The sequence below is a fragment of the Mycobacterium sp. ZZG genome (assembly GCF_054786995.1).
This window is the reverse complement of record NZ_JBTBFV010000054.1, coordinates 19,352-35,336: the sequence shown is the minus strand read 5'-3', so window position 1 is coordinate 35,336 and position 15,985 is coordinate 19,352. Positions and strand designations below refer to the sequence as shown.

The following is a 15,985-nucleotide window of genomic DNA, read 5'->3' as shown; positions in this document are numbered from 1 at the left end:
ACTTTCACCGGAAGTGCCTTTCTGACCTGGACTGATTAGTGCGTAGAGAACACCAATCTTCCCAGTTCAAAGGGCACTTTCCTCATTCCGACACCCTGCGACCAGCCGATACATCGGTGGATCGAGGATTAGGCATCGCAATGCCAGACCAGCCGCCTGCCTGAAGAAGGCGATTATTCCGGTAGATAAAGAACCCTTGAAAATGCTCTCCGGACTTCCCGCCAATCCGGAACCCAGTGACGTCAGACTTGGGTGGCCAAATGTGGCATGTCAAGGTCACTGCGGCGGTACCGGCATATGTAGTGAGACTTTTGGGGTAATCAGGATGTCCCGATGTGCCATACGCGAACGGATCGATCGGTGTGATGGGGACTCCGATAGCGAGCGCGATCTCGTCTTGCTCGTCGACCACCACCTCGATATCCAGGCGGCGTTCTTCAATGAGTCGATGGAACACCAGTCCAATGTGTGATCGCAGTGACTGCTCAATGTTGGCGAGCCACTCCTCGGCCTCGAGGTCATTCTTACCGCGATACGAATTTCGAATATCCGTCCAGATCACAGACGTACCAGTCGGGGAACCAAAGAGCATTGCTCGATGGTGCGAAGCGCCACCCGCCGCGTCGGTAGTAAGTACTTCACAGGAGAAGTCCCTTGAGAAGTCGGCGCGCCTCAATCGCCGACCCACGGGCATTCCAGGAGCGGGTTGAGACCACACCGTGAGCACATTGGCGTGGGCGAAAGATGCTGCCTTGAGGCCGATACCGAAATGTCCGAGGTCGGTCTCTACATAGTTGCGTTGGTGCCCTAGGGTGACCGCCTTCGTAATCGCCTCGGGGCCCATTCCGTGACCATTGTCGAGGATTTCGACTCGCACAAGCCGGTGTCTGCTTGTCAGGAGCCGAATCGATACCCTGGACGCGTTCGCATCGACGCTGTTGTCGATGACATCGGCGATTGCCGATTCCAGAGTGTGGTTAGCGCCGAGGCTCGCGACGAGGCCTGGGTCCGGTGCAAGGTGGATTCGTTCAACAACGTCCGTCTGGTCAACCATGCCTCTATCCCCGGCTCCCTCGTTCACACGTGCATGCTCTCAGAGCGTATGGAAGTTGGTTACCAGAAACCACCGACGTTCTCGTTGTCAGGCGGCTTCGGCGGCGGCGCGAGTGCCCTCTGTATCCGATCCGCGGCTTCGTCGGGCGATTCGTGTTCCCACACTCGTATCACCGTCCAGCCAGCCGCCGCGAGGCGACGGTCCGTCTCGCGATCTCGTTCGCTGTTAAGTCTGAGTTTGGCGGCCCACCACGCACCGTTGCGTCTCGGCAAGGTCCGGTGCTGCGGACACCCGTGCCAGAAGCAACCGTCGACGAACACGATGACCCGCTGCCGAGTGAAACTCACGTCTGCGCGTCGGCGCGGTAACCCAGGGAGTGGATGGTTGACGCGATAGCGAAGACCCCTCGCATGCAGGATGCGTCGGAGCGCGACCTCCGGAGTGGTGTCGTGAGTGCGCTGCCGTGCCATCCGACGTGAGGTCGCAACGTCGGTCGTCGGGAACGTCCTCGTCACATGTCGAGGGTAGCTTTCGGCCCGGTCTCAATCGGAGCACGGCGGTAGCGATTTGTCGGCGGTGCCGCATATGTTACCGCCATGGACCGCGGGGAGAGGGTAGCTACTGCGCGTGCAGTCAAGGTGCTCGATCTGTTCTGCGGGGCCGGAGGCCTAAGTGAGGGATTTGCACAGGCATCGTCACGATTCGTCACCGTTCGTGCCGTCGAACACGACGGCGCTGCTGCCGCGACATATGCCGAGAATCATGGCGAAGACGTGGTTTTTGCAGGCAGTATCGAGGATTGGTTAAAGCAGGACGAGGTGCCGGCGGCCGACGTTGTAGTGGGGGGGCCGCCATGTCAGGGATTTTCAGCACTAGGAAAACAGGACGTCCTCGATTACAGAAACCAATTGTGGCTGCGGTACGCGGATGCGATCCGTATGGCGCAGCCCAAGTACTTTGTGTTGGAGAATGTGCCAGCGTTTCTTTCATCAGATCAATTGAAACGGTTCAAACGGCAGTGCCAACCGAGCAGTCGATTAGGTGACTACACTTTTGAGTCCAAGATTCTGAATGCAGCCGACTTTGGGTCTCCGCAATTGCGGCGGAGGGTCATTGTAATCGGCCGCCACAGAGACTTGCCGCCCCCCGGCTTCCCTGATCGGCAGTATTCGCGCGAGAATCATCGGCGGCTTAAGGATGCTCTGGCGGGCCTGCCCGAATCCGTTCGCCAGATCGCCTTGCCCCCAGGCTGTGTCCAACGATGGGGTAGGAAGTACCCAGGTGTTTTCCAGACCACTGAGCTCCATTTGGCGCGTACGTACGAGGATCGGTCACTCGAACGGTTCGGCCATATTCCGCCAGGTGGAAACAGGTTCGACATACCGCCGCACTTGCTACCTGATTGTTGGCTGCGACACAAGAACGGCGCTGGCGATGTAATGGGTCGACTAAAGTGGGATCAGCCATCTGTAACGATCAGGACGGAGTTTTACAAACCCGAGAAGGGACGCTACTTGCATCCCACCGAAAATCGGGCCTTAACTCATCACGAAGCCGCGCGAATTCAAGGATTCCCGGACACGTATAAGTGGATTGGTTCCAAGGCTGCGATTGCTCGCCAAATTGGAAATGCTGTACCAATTCCCTTGGGGACCAAGATCGCCGAACATCTGTTGGAGTATTTCTGATTGACCTAAGTCGCGGGTCCGACGCACGATAACAGGGCCAAATCATCCGAAGCGCTCTTTCTCATGCCCCGATGCACTGACCGCACTCGCTAAATTTCCCCATCGACGGCTCATCGAAATTCCCACCCGCGTGGCGCCGCCGAGAATTGCGGCAGCCGCACTGCACCGTCAAGAACATTGTTTTTGACAAGTTCGATTCGAAGCCCGCCAGGCCGGGTGCCGCTACCACCGCAGGCCGAACGGACGCACAACTACGATTCAGCGGCCGATCTCTTTGGTGCAAAGCTTGGTGGCCCGGGATGCGACGCAGGCAACGGACACGACAAACTCGGGTGTACTTGGGCAGCCACGGACTCGGCGGGCCCTAGCTTGCAGCCACTCGTAAGCTCGGCGCCGACCCGTCGGGCATAAGTAATTCCACTGCGACGCGGCAGCAACCGGCTCGTCCCCGTGGAATGCGATGCCTGGTCGGGCATCCGCGAGACGCTCAAAGCACCTCGCCTCAGCGTCCGATTCGCGATCATCGGTGATCTTGCGATCAGCGTCCACAGCTTCTGCCGCTCGGCGCGTCGAGTCATCTCGAACTCCCGCTCGGCGGCCTCCAGTCGGCGTTCCTTTTCCGCCTTCTGCGCGAACCAATAGATCCCGGCGAACACACCCACGAGCACCGCGCCGCCGACGAACCACCAGATGTACTTGATGACGAACCCGACCGCGAGGAGCACCAGCAGGATGGCGCAGAACACCGAGCCGTCACTCGGCTGCGAATAGCGTCCCCTCGATGCCATCTCCGTCTCCTCCCCAGCCGGATCGTGGAGTCATCACGATAGAAGCGGGGTCTGACATCTCCGATTCCGCACGACGGCAGCAAACGCCAGCACGTCGCGAACGATGCCGCTAGAACCGTCCATCGCCCGGTCGCGACACGGCACCGCCCGTTTCGAATCGCTAGGCTGGCGGCAGTGCGCTGCGTGCCGACGTGTGCGCGCGCAGCGCGAGCGATGGGTTAAGGATCGAAAAGCATGCGGGCCGACAGAGCGCAACCACAGCTCATCGCCGCGACCGCGCCCGCCGAACCCCCGAAGACCCGCCGTCGACAGCTCCTGCTGACCCTCATCGCCACACCGTTTGCGTTGCTGGTCGTCGCCTACCTCGGTGATCTGCTGTACAGCAAAGACCGAGTGATCCGGGGGACCACCGCGGCGGGTGTCCCCATCGGTGGTCTGACGCTGACCGACGCCGAGGAGCAACTGCGCGCCGCGGTCACCCCACGCACCACCCGACCGATCCCCGTCACCGCCGGCCCGGAGCGCCGCGAGATCGACCCGGCGTCGGCAGGGCTCACGATTGACTGGCGCGCCACCGTGGGCCAGGCCGGCGCCCAGCCGCTGAACCCGATCACCCGTCTGTCGTCGCTGTTCACCACCCACGAGATCGGCGTCGTCTCGAGCGCTGATGACGCAGCGCTCACCGCCGCCGTCGACGACCTGGCCGCCGTCGTCGCCCAGGATCCGGTCGAGGGCACCGTGCGCTTCGAGGGCCGCGAGCCCGTCGGCGTCGACCCGGAGGTTGGCCGCCGGCTCGACGTCGACGCTGCCACCGAACTGCTCAAGCGTGACTGGGCCACCGGCAGCACCGTCGACCTGCCGATGATCGAATTGGAGCCCCGCACAACAGCGTCCGATGTCGAGGCCGCTGTCGCCGACATCGCCGCCCCCGCGGTGTCCGGGCCGCTGATCATCACCGGCGAGGACGACGCCCGCGCCGTGATTTCCGAGAACGTGATCGCCGCGGCCCTCACCTTCGACGTCGGCGACCGCGACATCGTGGCCACCGTCGACCAGAACGCCATCGCCGACGCCGCCCGGCCCCAGCTCGCCGACTCGGAAGTGCCACGGCGCGACGCGACCATCGATTTCACCGCGTCCCCGCCGGCGAAGGTGCCGTCGCAGGACGGCCGTCGCATCGACTACGACGACACCCTCGCCGACCTGATGGACGTGCTGACCGACACCACCGACCGTGAGATCACGGCCGTCTATGTGGACGAGCCGGCGACGTTCACCACCGCCGACATCGACGGGCTCGGTCACGTCCAGGTCATCGGCGAATTCCAGACCTCCGGCTTTTCCGGTGACTCCGGCGTGAACATCAAACGCGCCGCGGGGGCGATCGACGGCATCGTCGTCGCGCCCGGGGAGACGTTCAGCCTCAACGGCGCCACCAACCCGCGCACCGCCGCCAACGGCTATGTCGAGGCCGGCATCATCCTCAACGGCAGACCGGACAGCGGTGTCGGCGGCGGCGTCTCCCAGGTGGCCACCACGCTGTTCAACGCCGCGTACTTCGCGGGCATGGAGCTTGTCGAGCATCAGGAGCACAGCTACTACATCAGCCGGTATCCCGCGGGCCGCGAGGCCACCGTGTTCGGCGACGAGATCGACGTGAAGTTCCGCAACGACGGACCGTCCCCGGTGCAGATCCAGACCACCTGGACGTCGTCGGCGGTCACCGTCCAGTTGGTGGGGATCAAACGCTACGAGGTGACGTCGGCGCAGAGCCCGCCGTCGGCGCCGACGAGCCCGAGGACCATCACGATCCCGGCAGGGGAGTCGTGCAGCGCCAGCAGCGGCGCACCGGGGTTCACCATCACCGACACCCGCACCCTGCGCGACATCGTCACCGGCGATACCCGCCGAGAATCCCACACCGTGCGCTATGACCCGATCCCCAAGGTGGTGTGCGGGGGCTGACCGCCGGTGAGCTGAGCGTCGCCGGTGCGTCGGCGGTTGAACTCGCGGGAATACGTGTCAGCCAAATCCTCGGCGCGGCAGCGGTACTCGTCACGATTGAGCGTGCCGTCGCTGAGTTTGAAGCGGGAGGCCAGCCGTGCCAGGCGGTGCGCACCTTCGTTGAGCGGCTCACCTGAATGGCCCTTGACCCAGTGCACCGTGATCTGATCCCGATGCTCGTAGATCGTCTGCCGAATGCGGACGAGTCCAGGTGTCTTGCCGCTTTCGCGATAGGCCGGATATCTCTTCGGCAGCACGTCGTGACCGTCCGTCCACCGTTCCACGAGCTCCACCGCGGCGGCATTGTCGCTGTAGATCGTCATGTCGCGACCGCGCAGTTTCTGCACGGCAGCGCCGATCGCGCGGACCTCGGCGACCAGCACCACCGCTGAGCCGTGCATCTTTGTCGAGTGGCGAACAGCGTCCAGTCCGTACTCGCCAGACGATGCGAGCCAGGCGGAGCCGGCGATTATCCTCTTGCGCACCGAGCCATCCGTCGCCACAAACAGAGGAGCCGCCGTCGGCGTGACGCCGGACGACATCTCGCCGTTCAGCATCGCCGGTACGTCCCCCGGTGGTTCAGGTGCCATCTGCGTCTCCTCCCCAAGACGTTGAGATGGACGGTAATTGGGCGGTCCGACATGTCACTGCTCCCAGGTAGCGTCCGCGCCATGACTGACAGACACAGACGACACAAAGCCAAGCAGGCGCGTCGGAACGCACAGCGGGCACGGAAACGTCGCGCTGACGCAGGCTCTGAACCGCCTCCTGACCCTCCGCAACAGGACCAGACGAGACATCTGAGCCCATGGAGTTTTCTGGTGTACGCCAGCAAGCAGGTCGAGGCAGCGAAGCCCGACCCGTTGGCGAACTTCCGTTCCCACCAGGAAGATCTACTCGACTTCGACTATTTCATCAAGAGCCTCGTCGACGACCCCACCCCAGAGTCCGCGTCCGCCGTAGCGCTGTTCGCCGAACTGCTGGACGGCGAACAGCAGTTGCGCTTCCGGGAAGCGTTGGACGCCTACAGCGGTCCGTTGGTGCCGTGGGTGGCCGCACTGCGCGACGTCGACGTGTACCGCGCCGTGCGCCTCACGCACGTCCTCGGAGACTTCGACCAGATCCTGCTCGGGGCCCGACTCGTCGACGGTCAGGAAGCAACGTGTGGGGTTTGGATCGATCACCTCGACGACTATGAGATTGCCGATGCTGCAGTTTGTGTCGCGAAGCTCGACGATGTCGTGGCCGAGCTATCCGGTCCTGACGTCTCACCCTCCGACATGACCCTCGCCGATGCACGGGTCTGGATCGACTATGGGTTGAGGCGGCCATTCTTCTTTCGGGAGACCGCGTCATGGCCCGATTGCCGGCCGTTGGTGAAGTGGTTGGTCAGTCGACTGCCCGACGGCGGCGATATGTATCGGCCACCGAGTTGGGATCACGCCGCGACCGAGGCGCTGCTCGATGAGTTCTTTGCGTCCGAGGCCGGAGCCGTCTACAACAGTCACGACCACCGGGACCTCCTACGCGAACTCATGGAATCGGGGACGGCAGACCCTTTCCGCTGGAGCGCGGCGCGCGTGGAACAGGTTCTCGGATCACCGCTGTTGGAGAGTAGGCACGCGCTGAAGGTGCTCCTGGATGTGCCCGACCTGCTGCGGGCTTTCATCCCGTTTGCGCACGAGCGAAGTGGAATCCGCGAGCGCTTGACCGCACAGACCATCGCTGCCCTCGCGTGGAGGGATGGTGACAGAAGATCTGCGTGAACCGCCGGTGCGCTGAGGCGTCGATCGACCCGGACGGCGGTCAGGTTTGATCAATCCCACATTTCGGTGAATTCGCCGTAGCGGCTGCGGTCGGAACGCGGCGCGTGTCAGCCTGGAGTCATGACTGCGAAGCGGAATTCGCACCGCGCGGATCTCGTGCTGTCCGGCGGCGGGGTCAAGGGCATCGGACTGGTCGGGGCGGTCGGTGCGCTGCGCGACGCAGGCTATGCGCTCCAGCGCATCTCGGGAACCTCGGCCGGCTCGCTGGTCGGCTCGGTGGTGGCCGCGGCGACCCAGGCCGGCGGGATCACCGCCGACCAGCTGCGTGACCTCGCGGTGGACGTGCCCTACCGCAGGTTCAGCGACAGCGGCCCGATCGAGCGCATCCCGCTGGTCGGTACCACCTGGGGTCTGGTGCGGGGGACCGGCATCTACCGCGGCGACTTCGCGCACCAATGGATCCGCGGTGAGCTGAAGAACCTGGGTGTCAGCACGTTCGGTGACCTGGCGATCGACGACGACAGCCTGTTGCCGGAGCGCCGGTACCGGCTGGTGGTCACCGTGGCCGACCTGACCAACGGCCAGCTGGTGCGGCTGCCGTGGGACTACGAGCGCCTCTACGGCCTCGACCCCGACGAGCAGTCCGTCGCCGACGCGGTCCGGGCCTCGATGTCGATACCGTTTCTGTTCCGGCCGGTCACGCTGAAAGACGCTGCCGGCCAACGCTGCACGCTGGTCGACGGCGGGGTGCTGTCGAACTTCCCGATCGACTCGCTCGACCGCCTCGACGGCGCGGGGCCCCGCTGGCCGACGTTCGGGGTGACGGTGTTGCCCTACCTCCCTGCCCCGACCGCCGAACAGCTCATTCCCGGCCTGCGGCTGCCGTGGGACGGGCCGACGTTCCTGGAAAGTCTGCTCACCACCATGCTGGTCGGCCACGACCAGGCCTACCTCGACCAACCGTGGGTCAAGGTGCGCGCCATCGAGGTGGACTCGACCGACGTCGGCGTCCTCGACTTCGGCATCACCCGCGCCGAGGCTGACGCGCTCTACGACAAGGGCTACGCGGCGGCTGCCGAGTTCCTCAGAACCTGGGACTGGCCGGCGTACGTGAACCGCTTCCGGCGCGCCACTACGTGACGTGGGGCGCTCCTCGTTCCTTTGAGTCGCGAGCACGCGCTCTGCGAGCGGGGCGGCGCTTCACCGGCTGGTGTCTGTGACGGGACGCTGAGAGACGCGTGGTCGGGTGCACGACCGCGACGTCCGTAGGGCGGTGTCACGCAATCCGCAGCGCCTCTACTGGTTGACCCGAAATCTGTGCGATCAGGCTGAAATCCTTGTCGAGGCCGAGAACCGTCAATCCGGCGACTTCGGCCGTGGCGGCGATGAGCAAGTCGGGAATCGATGGCGCGCGGTGCAAACCGCGGTCGGCGAGGATGAGCTGTACTTCACGGACGCGATCTTCGATGGCCGGCGTCATGTACTCGACGGGCATAAGTGCCAAGGGCGGCGAGACAACTTCGAAGTGCGCCTCCGCCGCTGTGCGAAACGAATAGCCGATCTCGAGGAACGTCACCGTGCTGATGTGGACCAGCCCGCGTTCGATGCGTTGCATTCAGTTATCGACGTCGGGTGAGTCCGCGAGTCGCGTGTGCGCCGACTTGTCGATCAGCCACGATCTCAGCGCCACGCGCGGTCCATCACCTCTGGGTCATCAAGGTCGGAAGCTGCTGCCGCCGCCCGGCGCAGATCCTCGATCGTCAACCGACCGCGAGACTCGCCATGAGTGCGCTCGGCCTCGAAGCGTCGCCTGAGATACTCCTGCCGCGACAGCCCTTGTGCCGCGGCGGCGGCATCGATATGTGCCACGGCCGCGTCTGACAAACCCCTGATCAACACATCTGCCATGCGCCTGACCTCCCGATATCGCTGACACCGTACGCCGCGGCCGGTCGGGGCGGTGCACCTTCTGACGCGTTAACCGGCGATCCGCAGTAGGAACTTGTCGCCGCGCCTACCTAGTCTCAAGGTCGTGGACTACTCGGCCCTCACCACGCTGCGCGAGCGACACCCCGCCTGGCGGCTGTTGCGCGCGGGCAATGCCGCGCTGGTCCTGTCCTTCCTCGGCCAGTTCTTCGTCGAAGCCAACCGCGGCGCATGCTCGGCCAGTGTGCTCGCCGACGCCCTGGACGACCACCTCTACGCCCTGAACGCCGACGAGGTGCGGTACCCGAAGCAGCCGCGTGCGTATCTGGAGGACTGGGCCGCGACCGACGCCGGATACCTCAGGAGGTTCTACCCGCCCGGCGACGATGAGGTCCACTACGAGGCCACCCCGGCGTTCGAGAAGGCATACGCCTGGGTCCACAGCTTGCAGGGCAGGTCCTTCGTGGGTACCGAATCCCGGTTGCACACGGTGATCGCACTGCTGCGCCAGATCGTGCAGGGCACCGAGACGGAGCCGGAAGTCCGGCTGGCCGATCTGCGCCGTCGCCGCGATGAACTCGACGCCGAGATCGCGGCGGTTGAAGCAGGGCACGTCGCCATCTTGGACGCCACCGGAATCCGCGACCGCTACCAACAGTTGTCGACCACCGCGCGCGAGTTGTTGTCTGATTTCCGTGAGGTCGAGGAGAACTTCCGCCTGCTGGACCGGGCCGCTCGAGAGAAGATCGCCGCCTGGGATGGATCCAAAGGGGAACTGCTGGCCGAACTGATCGGCAGTCGCTCCGAGATCACCGGCTCTGACCAGGGGCGCAGCTTTCAGGCCTTCTTCGATTTCCTGCTGTCCGAGCAGCGCCAAACCGAGCTTGCCGACCTGCTCGCCAAGGTGACCGCCCTGGACAGCGTCGATGCCGACGAGCGGATCAGGGGTATCCACCACGACTGGTCCGAGGCTGCCGACCGCGCCCAGCGCACCGTTCGCCAGATCTCCGAACAGCTTCGCCGGTTCCTCGACGACCAGGTGTGGCTGGAGAATCGGCGGGTGTTGGATCTGGTGAGGGCCGTCGAGGCCGCTGCCCTCGATGTCCGCGACGCCCCGCCGTCGTTCGGGCTCGAAGTCGACGAACCGGGCATCGACATCGCCCTGCCATTCGAGCGCCCGCTCTATCAAACGCCGGTCGCGGTGGCCGTCGAGAGCCGTATCGCCGACGGCACCGAAAATGTCGACGCCGACCTGCTGTTCACCCAGACCTATGTCGACCAGGTCCGGCTGGCCGAGACCATCCGCTCCGTCCTGCCCGAGAACTCGTCGGCGCTGCTGTCCGACGTCATCGCTGTACATCCGATTGAGCAGGGCGCCGCGGAGATCGTCGGCTACCTGGCCCTCCACGATGACGACGTCAGCATCGACATGGACGACACCGATGAGACCGTGCTGGACTATCCCGACCCGGCCCAGCCCGACGTCACCAAGCGCGCCCGCCTACCGAAGGTGACGGTGCGACGGCACGGGGGCCAGTGACTATGAGCAACGAACGTGCCGTCGCCGCGGCCATCATCCGGCTCATGCAGGGCGTCGTCTACCGCACTTCCGATGAGGACACCTGGCTGACACTGGAACGGCTGGGCGCCGGTGTCCGCGACCATTTCTCGACCATCGGCGTCGACGTCGTGATCGATGACACCGAGGGCTACGCGTATTTGCGCTCACGTCCGGAGGAGGACGGCGACGAGGCGTTGCCGCGGCTGGTGCGCAGACGTGCCCTGACCTACAACGTCAGTTTGCTGCTGGTCTTGTTGCGTAAACGGCTAGTCGAGTTCGAAACGGGCGGCGGGGAGGGCCGCTTGGTGTTGAGCACTGAGCAGATCGTCGAAATCCTGCGGCTGTTCCAGGCCGACTCCACCAACGACGCGCGGGTCGTCGATCAGGCCGAGACCACCATCAAAAAGGCGGCCGAACTCGGTTTCCTGCGTCAGCTTCGTGGCCAGCGCGACCACTGGGAGGTGCGACGCATACTCAAGGCCTACGTCGACGCCCAGACTCTGAACGATTTCGCTGCCAAACTTCGTGAATACGCCGGAGCGTCCACCGACGATGAATGAATTACGTTGCGATGCGACCCAACCCGGGGCCGGGTACCGACTCCAGTACGCCGAGGTCTACAACTGGGGAACATTCGACGACCATGCCTGGCGGTTCACCCCCGGCACCGACACCGCGCTGCTGACCGGCGACATCGGTTCAGGGAAATCGACAATCGTCGACGCACTGACCACCTTGCTGGTGCCCGCGCACAAGGCCGCCTACAACAAGGCGGCCGGCGCCGATGCCAAGGAGCGCACGCTGCGCTCCTACGTCGAAGGCCACTACAAATCCGAGCGCAACGAATCCACCGGTAGATCCCGTCCGAAAGGTCTACGAGAGAACAAGAAAACCTACTCGGTGATTCTCGGTGTGTTCCGCAACCACGGCTGTGACGAGACGGTCAGCCTGGCTCAGGTGTTCCAGCAGCGCGAGAGCACCGGGCAGCCCTACCGGTTCTTTGTGACCGCCACCAAGGAGCTGTCCATCGCAACCGATTTCGCCGACTTCGGCACCGACCTCCGCGAACTACGTAGACGGCTCCGTGGTGCCGGGGCCGAGATCTTCGATGAGTTCCCCAAGTACTCCACCTCCTTGCGCCGACTGCTCGGTATCCGCTCGGAGCAGGCGCTCGAACTGTTCCACCAGACGGTATCGATGAAATCGGTCGGGAATCTCAACGATTTCGTTCGTGATCACATGCTCGAACCCAGCGACTCGACCGAACGCGTCCGCGAGATCATCGGGCATTTCGAGGATTTGACCAAAGCGCACGACGCCGTGAAACGCGCCCGCGAGCAACTCGAGGCGCTGCAGCCGATTGTGGACACCGCGGCGAAATACGACGCGGCACTCACCGAACGTGCTGGTTTGGAGCTTGAGCGCGCGGCGGTCCGCCTGTTCATCGCTGAGCTGCGCTCCGGGCTGCTCACTGATGAGATCGTGCGGCTGGAAGCCGATGGAGCGGCGTTAGTGACTCAGCTCGATACCGCCGAAGCTGAACAGCGCAGGCTCGGTCACGAGCGCGACTCGCTGATCGAGGAGCGCGCCAAAGCGGGTGGCGACCGTATCGGCGAGTTGGAACGACTTGCCGCTGACGCCCGCGAGCAGGCGAGAACGCGAGGCCAGGCAAAGGCATTGTTCGACGCCGCGGTGGCGGAGGCCGGACTGGAACCCGTCGCCGACGGTGACGCCTTCGCCGCGCTTGGCGCCGTGGTCGCCGCCGAACGCCCCCGACTGACCGGGGAGAAACGCGACCTCGACACCGCGACCGTTGACGCGATCGGTCGCGAGCGGGAGCACCAACGCAGGTGCGATGTGATCGCCGAGGAGGTCGGGAGCCTGGAGCAGCGTACCGACAATTTGCCTCAGGAGCAGGTGGTGGTGCGCGCCGAGTTGTGCGCGGCGCTGGGACTGAGGCCGGACGACCTGCCATATGCCGGCGAGTTGCTCGATGTCTACGACGAGCATGCGCAGTGGCGGGGCGCCGCAGAACGTGTGCTGCGGGGGTTCGCGCTGTCCTTGCTGGTGCCGCAGCGGCACTACGACGCCGTCACCGCATGGGTGAACGGGCGCAGGCTCACCGTCGGCGGCCGCGGTGCCAAACTGGTCTATGAACGCGTCCCCCAGCATCGGGTGCGGCTGCAGCCGACGGCGCACGATGGGTTGCTGCTGGCCGATTGCATCGAGGTTCGAGGCGGAGAGTTTGAAGAGTACCTGCGCGCCGAGCTGATGAAACGCGCTGATTTTCGTTGTGCAGCAACACTCGACGTGTTCCGCAATGAGCGTCGTGCCGTCACCCGCGAGGGCCAGGTGCGCTCGGGGGACCGGCACGAGAAGGATGATCGGCACCGGGTCGACGACCCCAGGCGTTGGGTGCTGGGCTGGGTCAACGAACGTAAGATCGCCGCGATGCGTGCGGAACTGGCCGAGTTGGAAAGCCAACGTGACGAGGCAGCGGCCGAAGCCGCGCGACTCGTGAAACAACGCGACGCCGTGCAGTGTCGACTGGACGCGTTCCGGAGTGTCGAGGGTTTCCGCTCCTGGGGCGAACTCGACGCCGACGAGGCCGAGTCGCGTGCGAAAGCGCATGATGCCGAGAGAATCCGGCTTCAGGCCGGCTCGTCGAGGCTGACGGAGATCACGCAGGCGCTGGAGCGTAACGCCGACAATGCTGCCGCGGTAGCTGATTTGATCAAGAAGATCACCGGCATGCTGGCGACGGCGCAATCGAGAGTGAATCAGGCCAAGCAGGACCGAACGCATGATGACGAGTTCGTCGCTGCGCAAGCGCCGGATCAACGGGAGAAGGCTCGTGCGTCCTACCCGGCCCTGACTGCACGACTGGCGGATCGCCCGCCCAACCGCGCGGCGGATTGCGCTGCCTCCGAGGCGGCATTGTCCGATGACCTGCACCGGCGCATCGAGCGGTTGTCCGGTCAGCTCAACGGGCACGCATTGAATCTGACCCAGCACATGACGGCAGTGCTGAACCGATGGCAGGAGCTGCGGGCGGACATGGACGTCAATGTCGAGTCCCGAGCAGAATTCCTGGCATTCCGGGAGCGAGTCGCCACCGACGACCTGCCCCGGTTCGAGAGCGAGTTCAAAGAACAGCTCAACAAGAATGCCATTCAAGAGTTGGCGGGATTCAACAACTGGTTGGGTCGGCAGGCGTCGGCCATCGACGAGCGTGTCGACCGAATCAACGACGCCCTGGGCGCAGTGCCCTACAACCCGGGCCGATACATCAAGCTGGAAAAGGAACCGACCAGCAATCAGGACGTCGCGCAGTTTCGTTCCGATCTCCGCAATCTCACCAACGACACGCTGACCGTCGACGGTGACCAATACTCCGAGCAGCGCTTTCTGGACGTGAAGCGAATTATCGAGCGCTTCCGGGGTCGCGACGGTTACGCCGAATCGGACAAGAACTGGACCCGTCGCGTTACCGATGTGCGTAACTGGTTTGTGTTCTCGGCCTCCGAGCGTGATGTCGAAACCGATCTCGAGTGGGAGCACTACAGCGACTCCGACGGTAAGTCCGGTGGGCAGAAGGAGAAATTGGCCTACACCATTCTCGCGGCGTCGCTGGCCTACCAGTTCGGTCTGGAGTGGGGCGTCGAGCAGTCACGTGACTTCCGGTTCGCTGTCATCGACGAGGCTTTCGGCAGGGGTTCCGATGTATCCACACGATATGCCCTCGATCTGTTTGCGACACTAGGCCTGCAGCTGCTGATCGTGACACCCTTGCAGAAGGTGCACGTCATCGAGCCCTATGTGAAAGCAATTGGCATCGTCGACAATCCGACCGGAACCTATTCACGATTGCAGACGATGACCATCGAGGAATACCGGGACAGACGAGACCGGCCACGACGGTGAATTCGCGCGCATGGACCACGGTTGAGGATATCGTCGCCAGGCTGAGGCGGCGATGGGACGATGGTTCGCTGCTCGCGGGTCACGCCAAGGCCGAACCGTTTGATCCGGTCGAGTTCCCGCTGCGTGGCCCCACACCAGCCTCGATCGGCGATGACATTGCCGCTGTGCGAGAGTGGGTGGCCGCATTGGATGCCGGGCGGCGCGACGACAGCTGCTATGAGCTGGAGTGGAAATCGGTCGGCGGCAGAAAGATCGGCCGAAACGAACTACCCGCCCGAGCGGTGCTACGTCGACGCGAACAGGTGTGGACGCTGCTCGGCGTCACCGGCACAGTGCGTCGTTTCGACGACCTCCTGGAGTTGTCAGGCCGGCAACCCCGGGTGCGGAAATGGATCACTGAGAATCCGCACCGTGCTTTGGCGTTGACGCCGCAGATGCTCCAGCTGATAGCAGCCTACGAATGGCTCGACGCGCACCGCCAGTCCCGACGCTACCTCCGTGAGATCAGCGCGCCGGGCGTGGATACGAAGTTCGTGGAGCGGCACCGACCGGAGTTGGCGGCCATGCTGGGGGTCGCACCGTCCTCGTCGGGGTTCATCAGCGAACTCGGGCTGCGGCTCAAACCTGCTCTGGTCCGGCTGCGGCCGTCTCCCTCGTTGGGTCTGCCCGCGGCGCTGACCGAACTCGCAGTCCGTACTCACGAGCTCGCCCAACTTGAGGTACAACCACGGGTGGCGATCATCGTCGAGAACGAGATCAGCTATCTGAGCGTGAAAGTCCCAAAGGATGGAATAGTACTGTGGGGCAGAGGGTTCGACGTCGACAACGTAGGCCGACTGCCCTGGCTGGGCGGTGCTGACGTAGTGTACTGGGGAGATATCGATACACACGGGTTCGCGATCCTGGACCGGTTGCGGGCGTGGTTGCCGGACACCCGTTCAGTGTTGATGGACCGGGAGACCTTGCTGACGCACCGCGACCGGTGGGTGACCGAAGACCGCCCGGCGCGGTCGGCGCTGACCCGCCTGACGGTCGACGAATTCGGCCTCTATACGGATTTGGTCGAGGCGGCGTTGGGTGACCGGGTTCGCCTTGAACAGGAGCGGATCGACTGGAATTGGGTTGAGCAGCAACTGTGCTCGGTCACCTAGTGACCTCTCGGATCCGCGGCGTCTTTCGGAGTCTGCGAAGGTGATGCGAAATTTGGTGAGGGATTCCGCGCGACGCAGCCGACCATATAGCCAGGAAGGCGGCCAGCATGCTCACCAATCCAG

Annotated in this window: 13 protein-coding genes and 1 pseudogene; 8 read left to right on the top strand and 6 right to left on the bottom strand. The window is 64.0% G+C overall.

All coding sequences use genetic code 11. The features are described from left to right. Positions 1–82: 82 nt before the first annotated feature. Together ACXMYJ_RS23140 and ACXMYJ_RS23135 are read right to left on the bottom strand one after the other, a co-directional pair. Positions 83–1,054: an ATP-binding protein gene (locus ACXMYJ_RS23140; protein WP_460358975.1), complete on the bottom strand. Its 972-nt coding sequence runs from the start codon at positions 1,052–1,054 to the stop codon at positions 83–85. 59 nt (positions 1,055–1,113) lie between these two features. Beyond that, positions 1,114–1,524: a very short patch repair endonuclease gene (locus ACXMYJ_RS23135; protein ID WP_460358976.1), complete on the bottom strand. Its 411-nt coding sequence runs from the start codon at positions 1,522–1,524 to the stop codon at positions 1,114–1,116. 126 nt (positions 1,525–1,650) lie between these two features. Between ACXMYJ_RS23135 and ACXMYJ_RS23130 the strand changes: the two genes are divergently transcribed. Then, positions 1,651–2,742, top strand: a complete 1,092-nt coding sequence (locus tag ACXMYJ_RS23130; RefSeq protein WP_460358974.1) for a DNA cytosine methyltransferase — start codon at positions 1,651–1,653, stop codon at positions 2,740–2,742. A 251-nt stretch (positions 2,743–2,993) separates the two neighbouring features. Here ACXMYJ_RS23130 and ACXMYJ_RS23125 read toward each other — a convergent pair whose 3' ends face one another. Further along, positions 2,994–3,488, bottom strand: a complete 495-nt coding sequence (locus tag ACXMYJ_RS23125; protein ID WP_460358973.1) for a hypothetical protein — start codon at positions 3,486–3,488, stop codon at positions 2,994–2,996. A 276-nt stretch (positions 3,489–3,764) separates the two neighbouring features. On the opposite strand from ACXMYJ_RS23125, the gene ACXMYJ_RS23120 reads away from it, so the two are divergent. Next, positions 3,765–5,495 (top strand): VanW family protein, encoded by a 1,731-nt coding sequence (locus tag ACXMYJ_RS23120; RefSeq protein ID WP_460358972.1) that lies wholly within the window; start codon positions 3,765–3,767, stop codon positions 5,493–5,495. Here ACXMYJ_RS23120 and ACXMYJ_RS23115 read toward each other — a convergent pair. Beyond that, positions 5,459–6,091, bottom strand: coding sequence for an RNase H family protein (locus tag ACXMYJ_RS23115; protein ID WP_460358971.1), 633 nt, complete (start codon positions 6,089–6,091; stop codon positions 5,459–5,461). The two genes, ACXMYJ_RS23120 and ACXMYJ_RS23115, sit on opposite strands and share 37 nt — an antisense overlap. 264 nt (positions 6,092–6,355) lie before the next feature. On the opposite strand from ACXMYJ_RS23115, the gene ACXMYJ_RS23110 reads away from it, so the two are divergent. Next, on the top strand, positions 6,356–7,300 hold the full coding sequence (locus tag ACXMYJ_RS23110) for a hypothetical protein (RefSeq protein ID WP_460358970.1): 945 nt from the start codon (positions 6,356–6,358) through the stop codon (positions 7,298–7,300). 120 nt (positions 7,301–7,420) lie between these two features. Beyond that, entirely contained in the window at positions 7,421–8,440 is a 1,020-nt protein-coding gene (locus ACXMYJ_RS23105; RefSeq protein ID WP_460358969.1) for a patatin-like phospholipase family protein, read from the top strand. A 136-nt stretch (positions 8,441–8,576) separates the two neighbouring features. Here the strand turns inward: ACXMYJ_RS23105 and ACXMYJ_RS23100 are convergent. Both ACXMYJ_RS23100 and vapB read right to left on the bottom strand, forming a co-directional pair. Continuing rightward, a pseudogene (locus tag ACXMYJ_RS23100) lies at positions 8,577–8,990 on the bottom strand (PIN domain-containing protein). Beyond that, the gene (gene vapB / locus ACXMYJ_RS23095; protein ID WP_105387169.1) at positions 8,981–9,208 is read right to left on the bottom strand and encodes a type II toxin-antitoxin system VapB family antitoxin; all 228 of its coding nucleotides are present in this window, start codon (positions 9,206–9,208) and stop codon (positions 8,981–8,983) included. The pseudogene ACXMYJ_RS23100 and the gene vapB overlap by 10 nt, the downstream one beginning before the upstream one ends. Positions 9,209–9,332: 124 nt before the next feature. Between vapB and ACXMYJ_RS23090 the strand changes: the two genes are divergently transcribed. The 4 genes from ACXMYJ_RS23090 to ACXMYJ_RS23075 are packed head-to-tail and all read left to right on the top strand — an operon-like array spanning position 9,333 to position 15,862. After that, positions 9,333–10,766: a DUF3375 domain-containing protein gene (locus tag ACXMYJ_RS23090; protein WP_443187410.1), complete on the top strand. Its 1,434-nt coding sequence runs from the start codon at positions 9,333–9,335 to the stop codon at positions 10,764–10,766. A 2-nt stretch (positions 10,767–10,768) separates the two neighbouring features. Continuing rightward, positions 10,769–11,347: a DUF4194 domain-containing protein gene (locus ACXMYJ_RS23085; RefSeq protein WP_460358968.1), complete on the top strand. Its 579-nt coding sequence runs from the start codon at positions 10,769–10,771 to the stop codon at positions 11,345–11,347. Next, a complete protein-coding gene (locus tag ACXMYJ_RS23080) occupies positions 11,340–14,711 on the top strand; it encodes an ATP-binding protein (RefSeq protein ID WP_443187408.1) in 3,372 nt (1,123 codons plus the stop codon). Before ACXMYJ_RS23085 ends, ACXMYJ_RS23080 begins: the two co-directional genes overlap by 8 nt. After that, positions 14,708–15,862, top strand: coding sequence for a Wadjet anti-phage system protein JetD domain-containing protein (locus ACXMYJ_RS23075; protein ID WP_460358967.1), 1,155 nt, complete (start codon positions 14,708–14,710; stop codon positions 15,860–15,862). Before ACXMYJ_RS23080 ends, ACXMYJ_RS23075 begins: the two co-directional genes overlap by 4 nt. Positions 15,863–15,985: the final 123 nt, after the last annotated feature.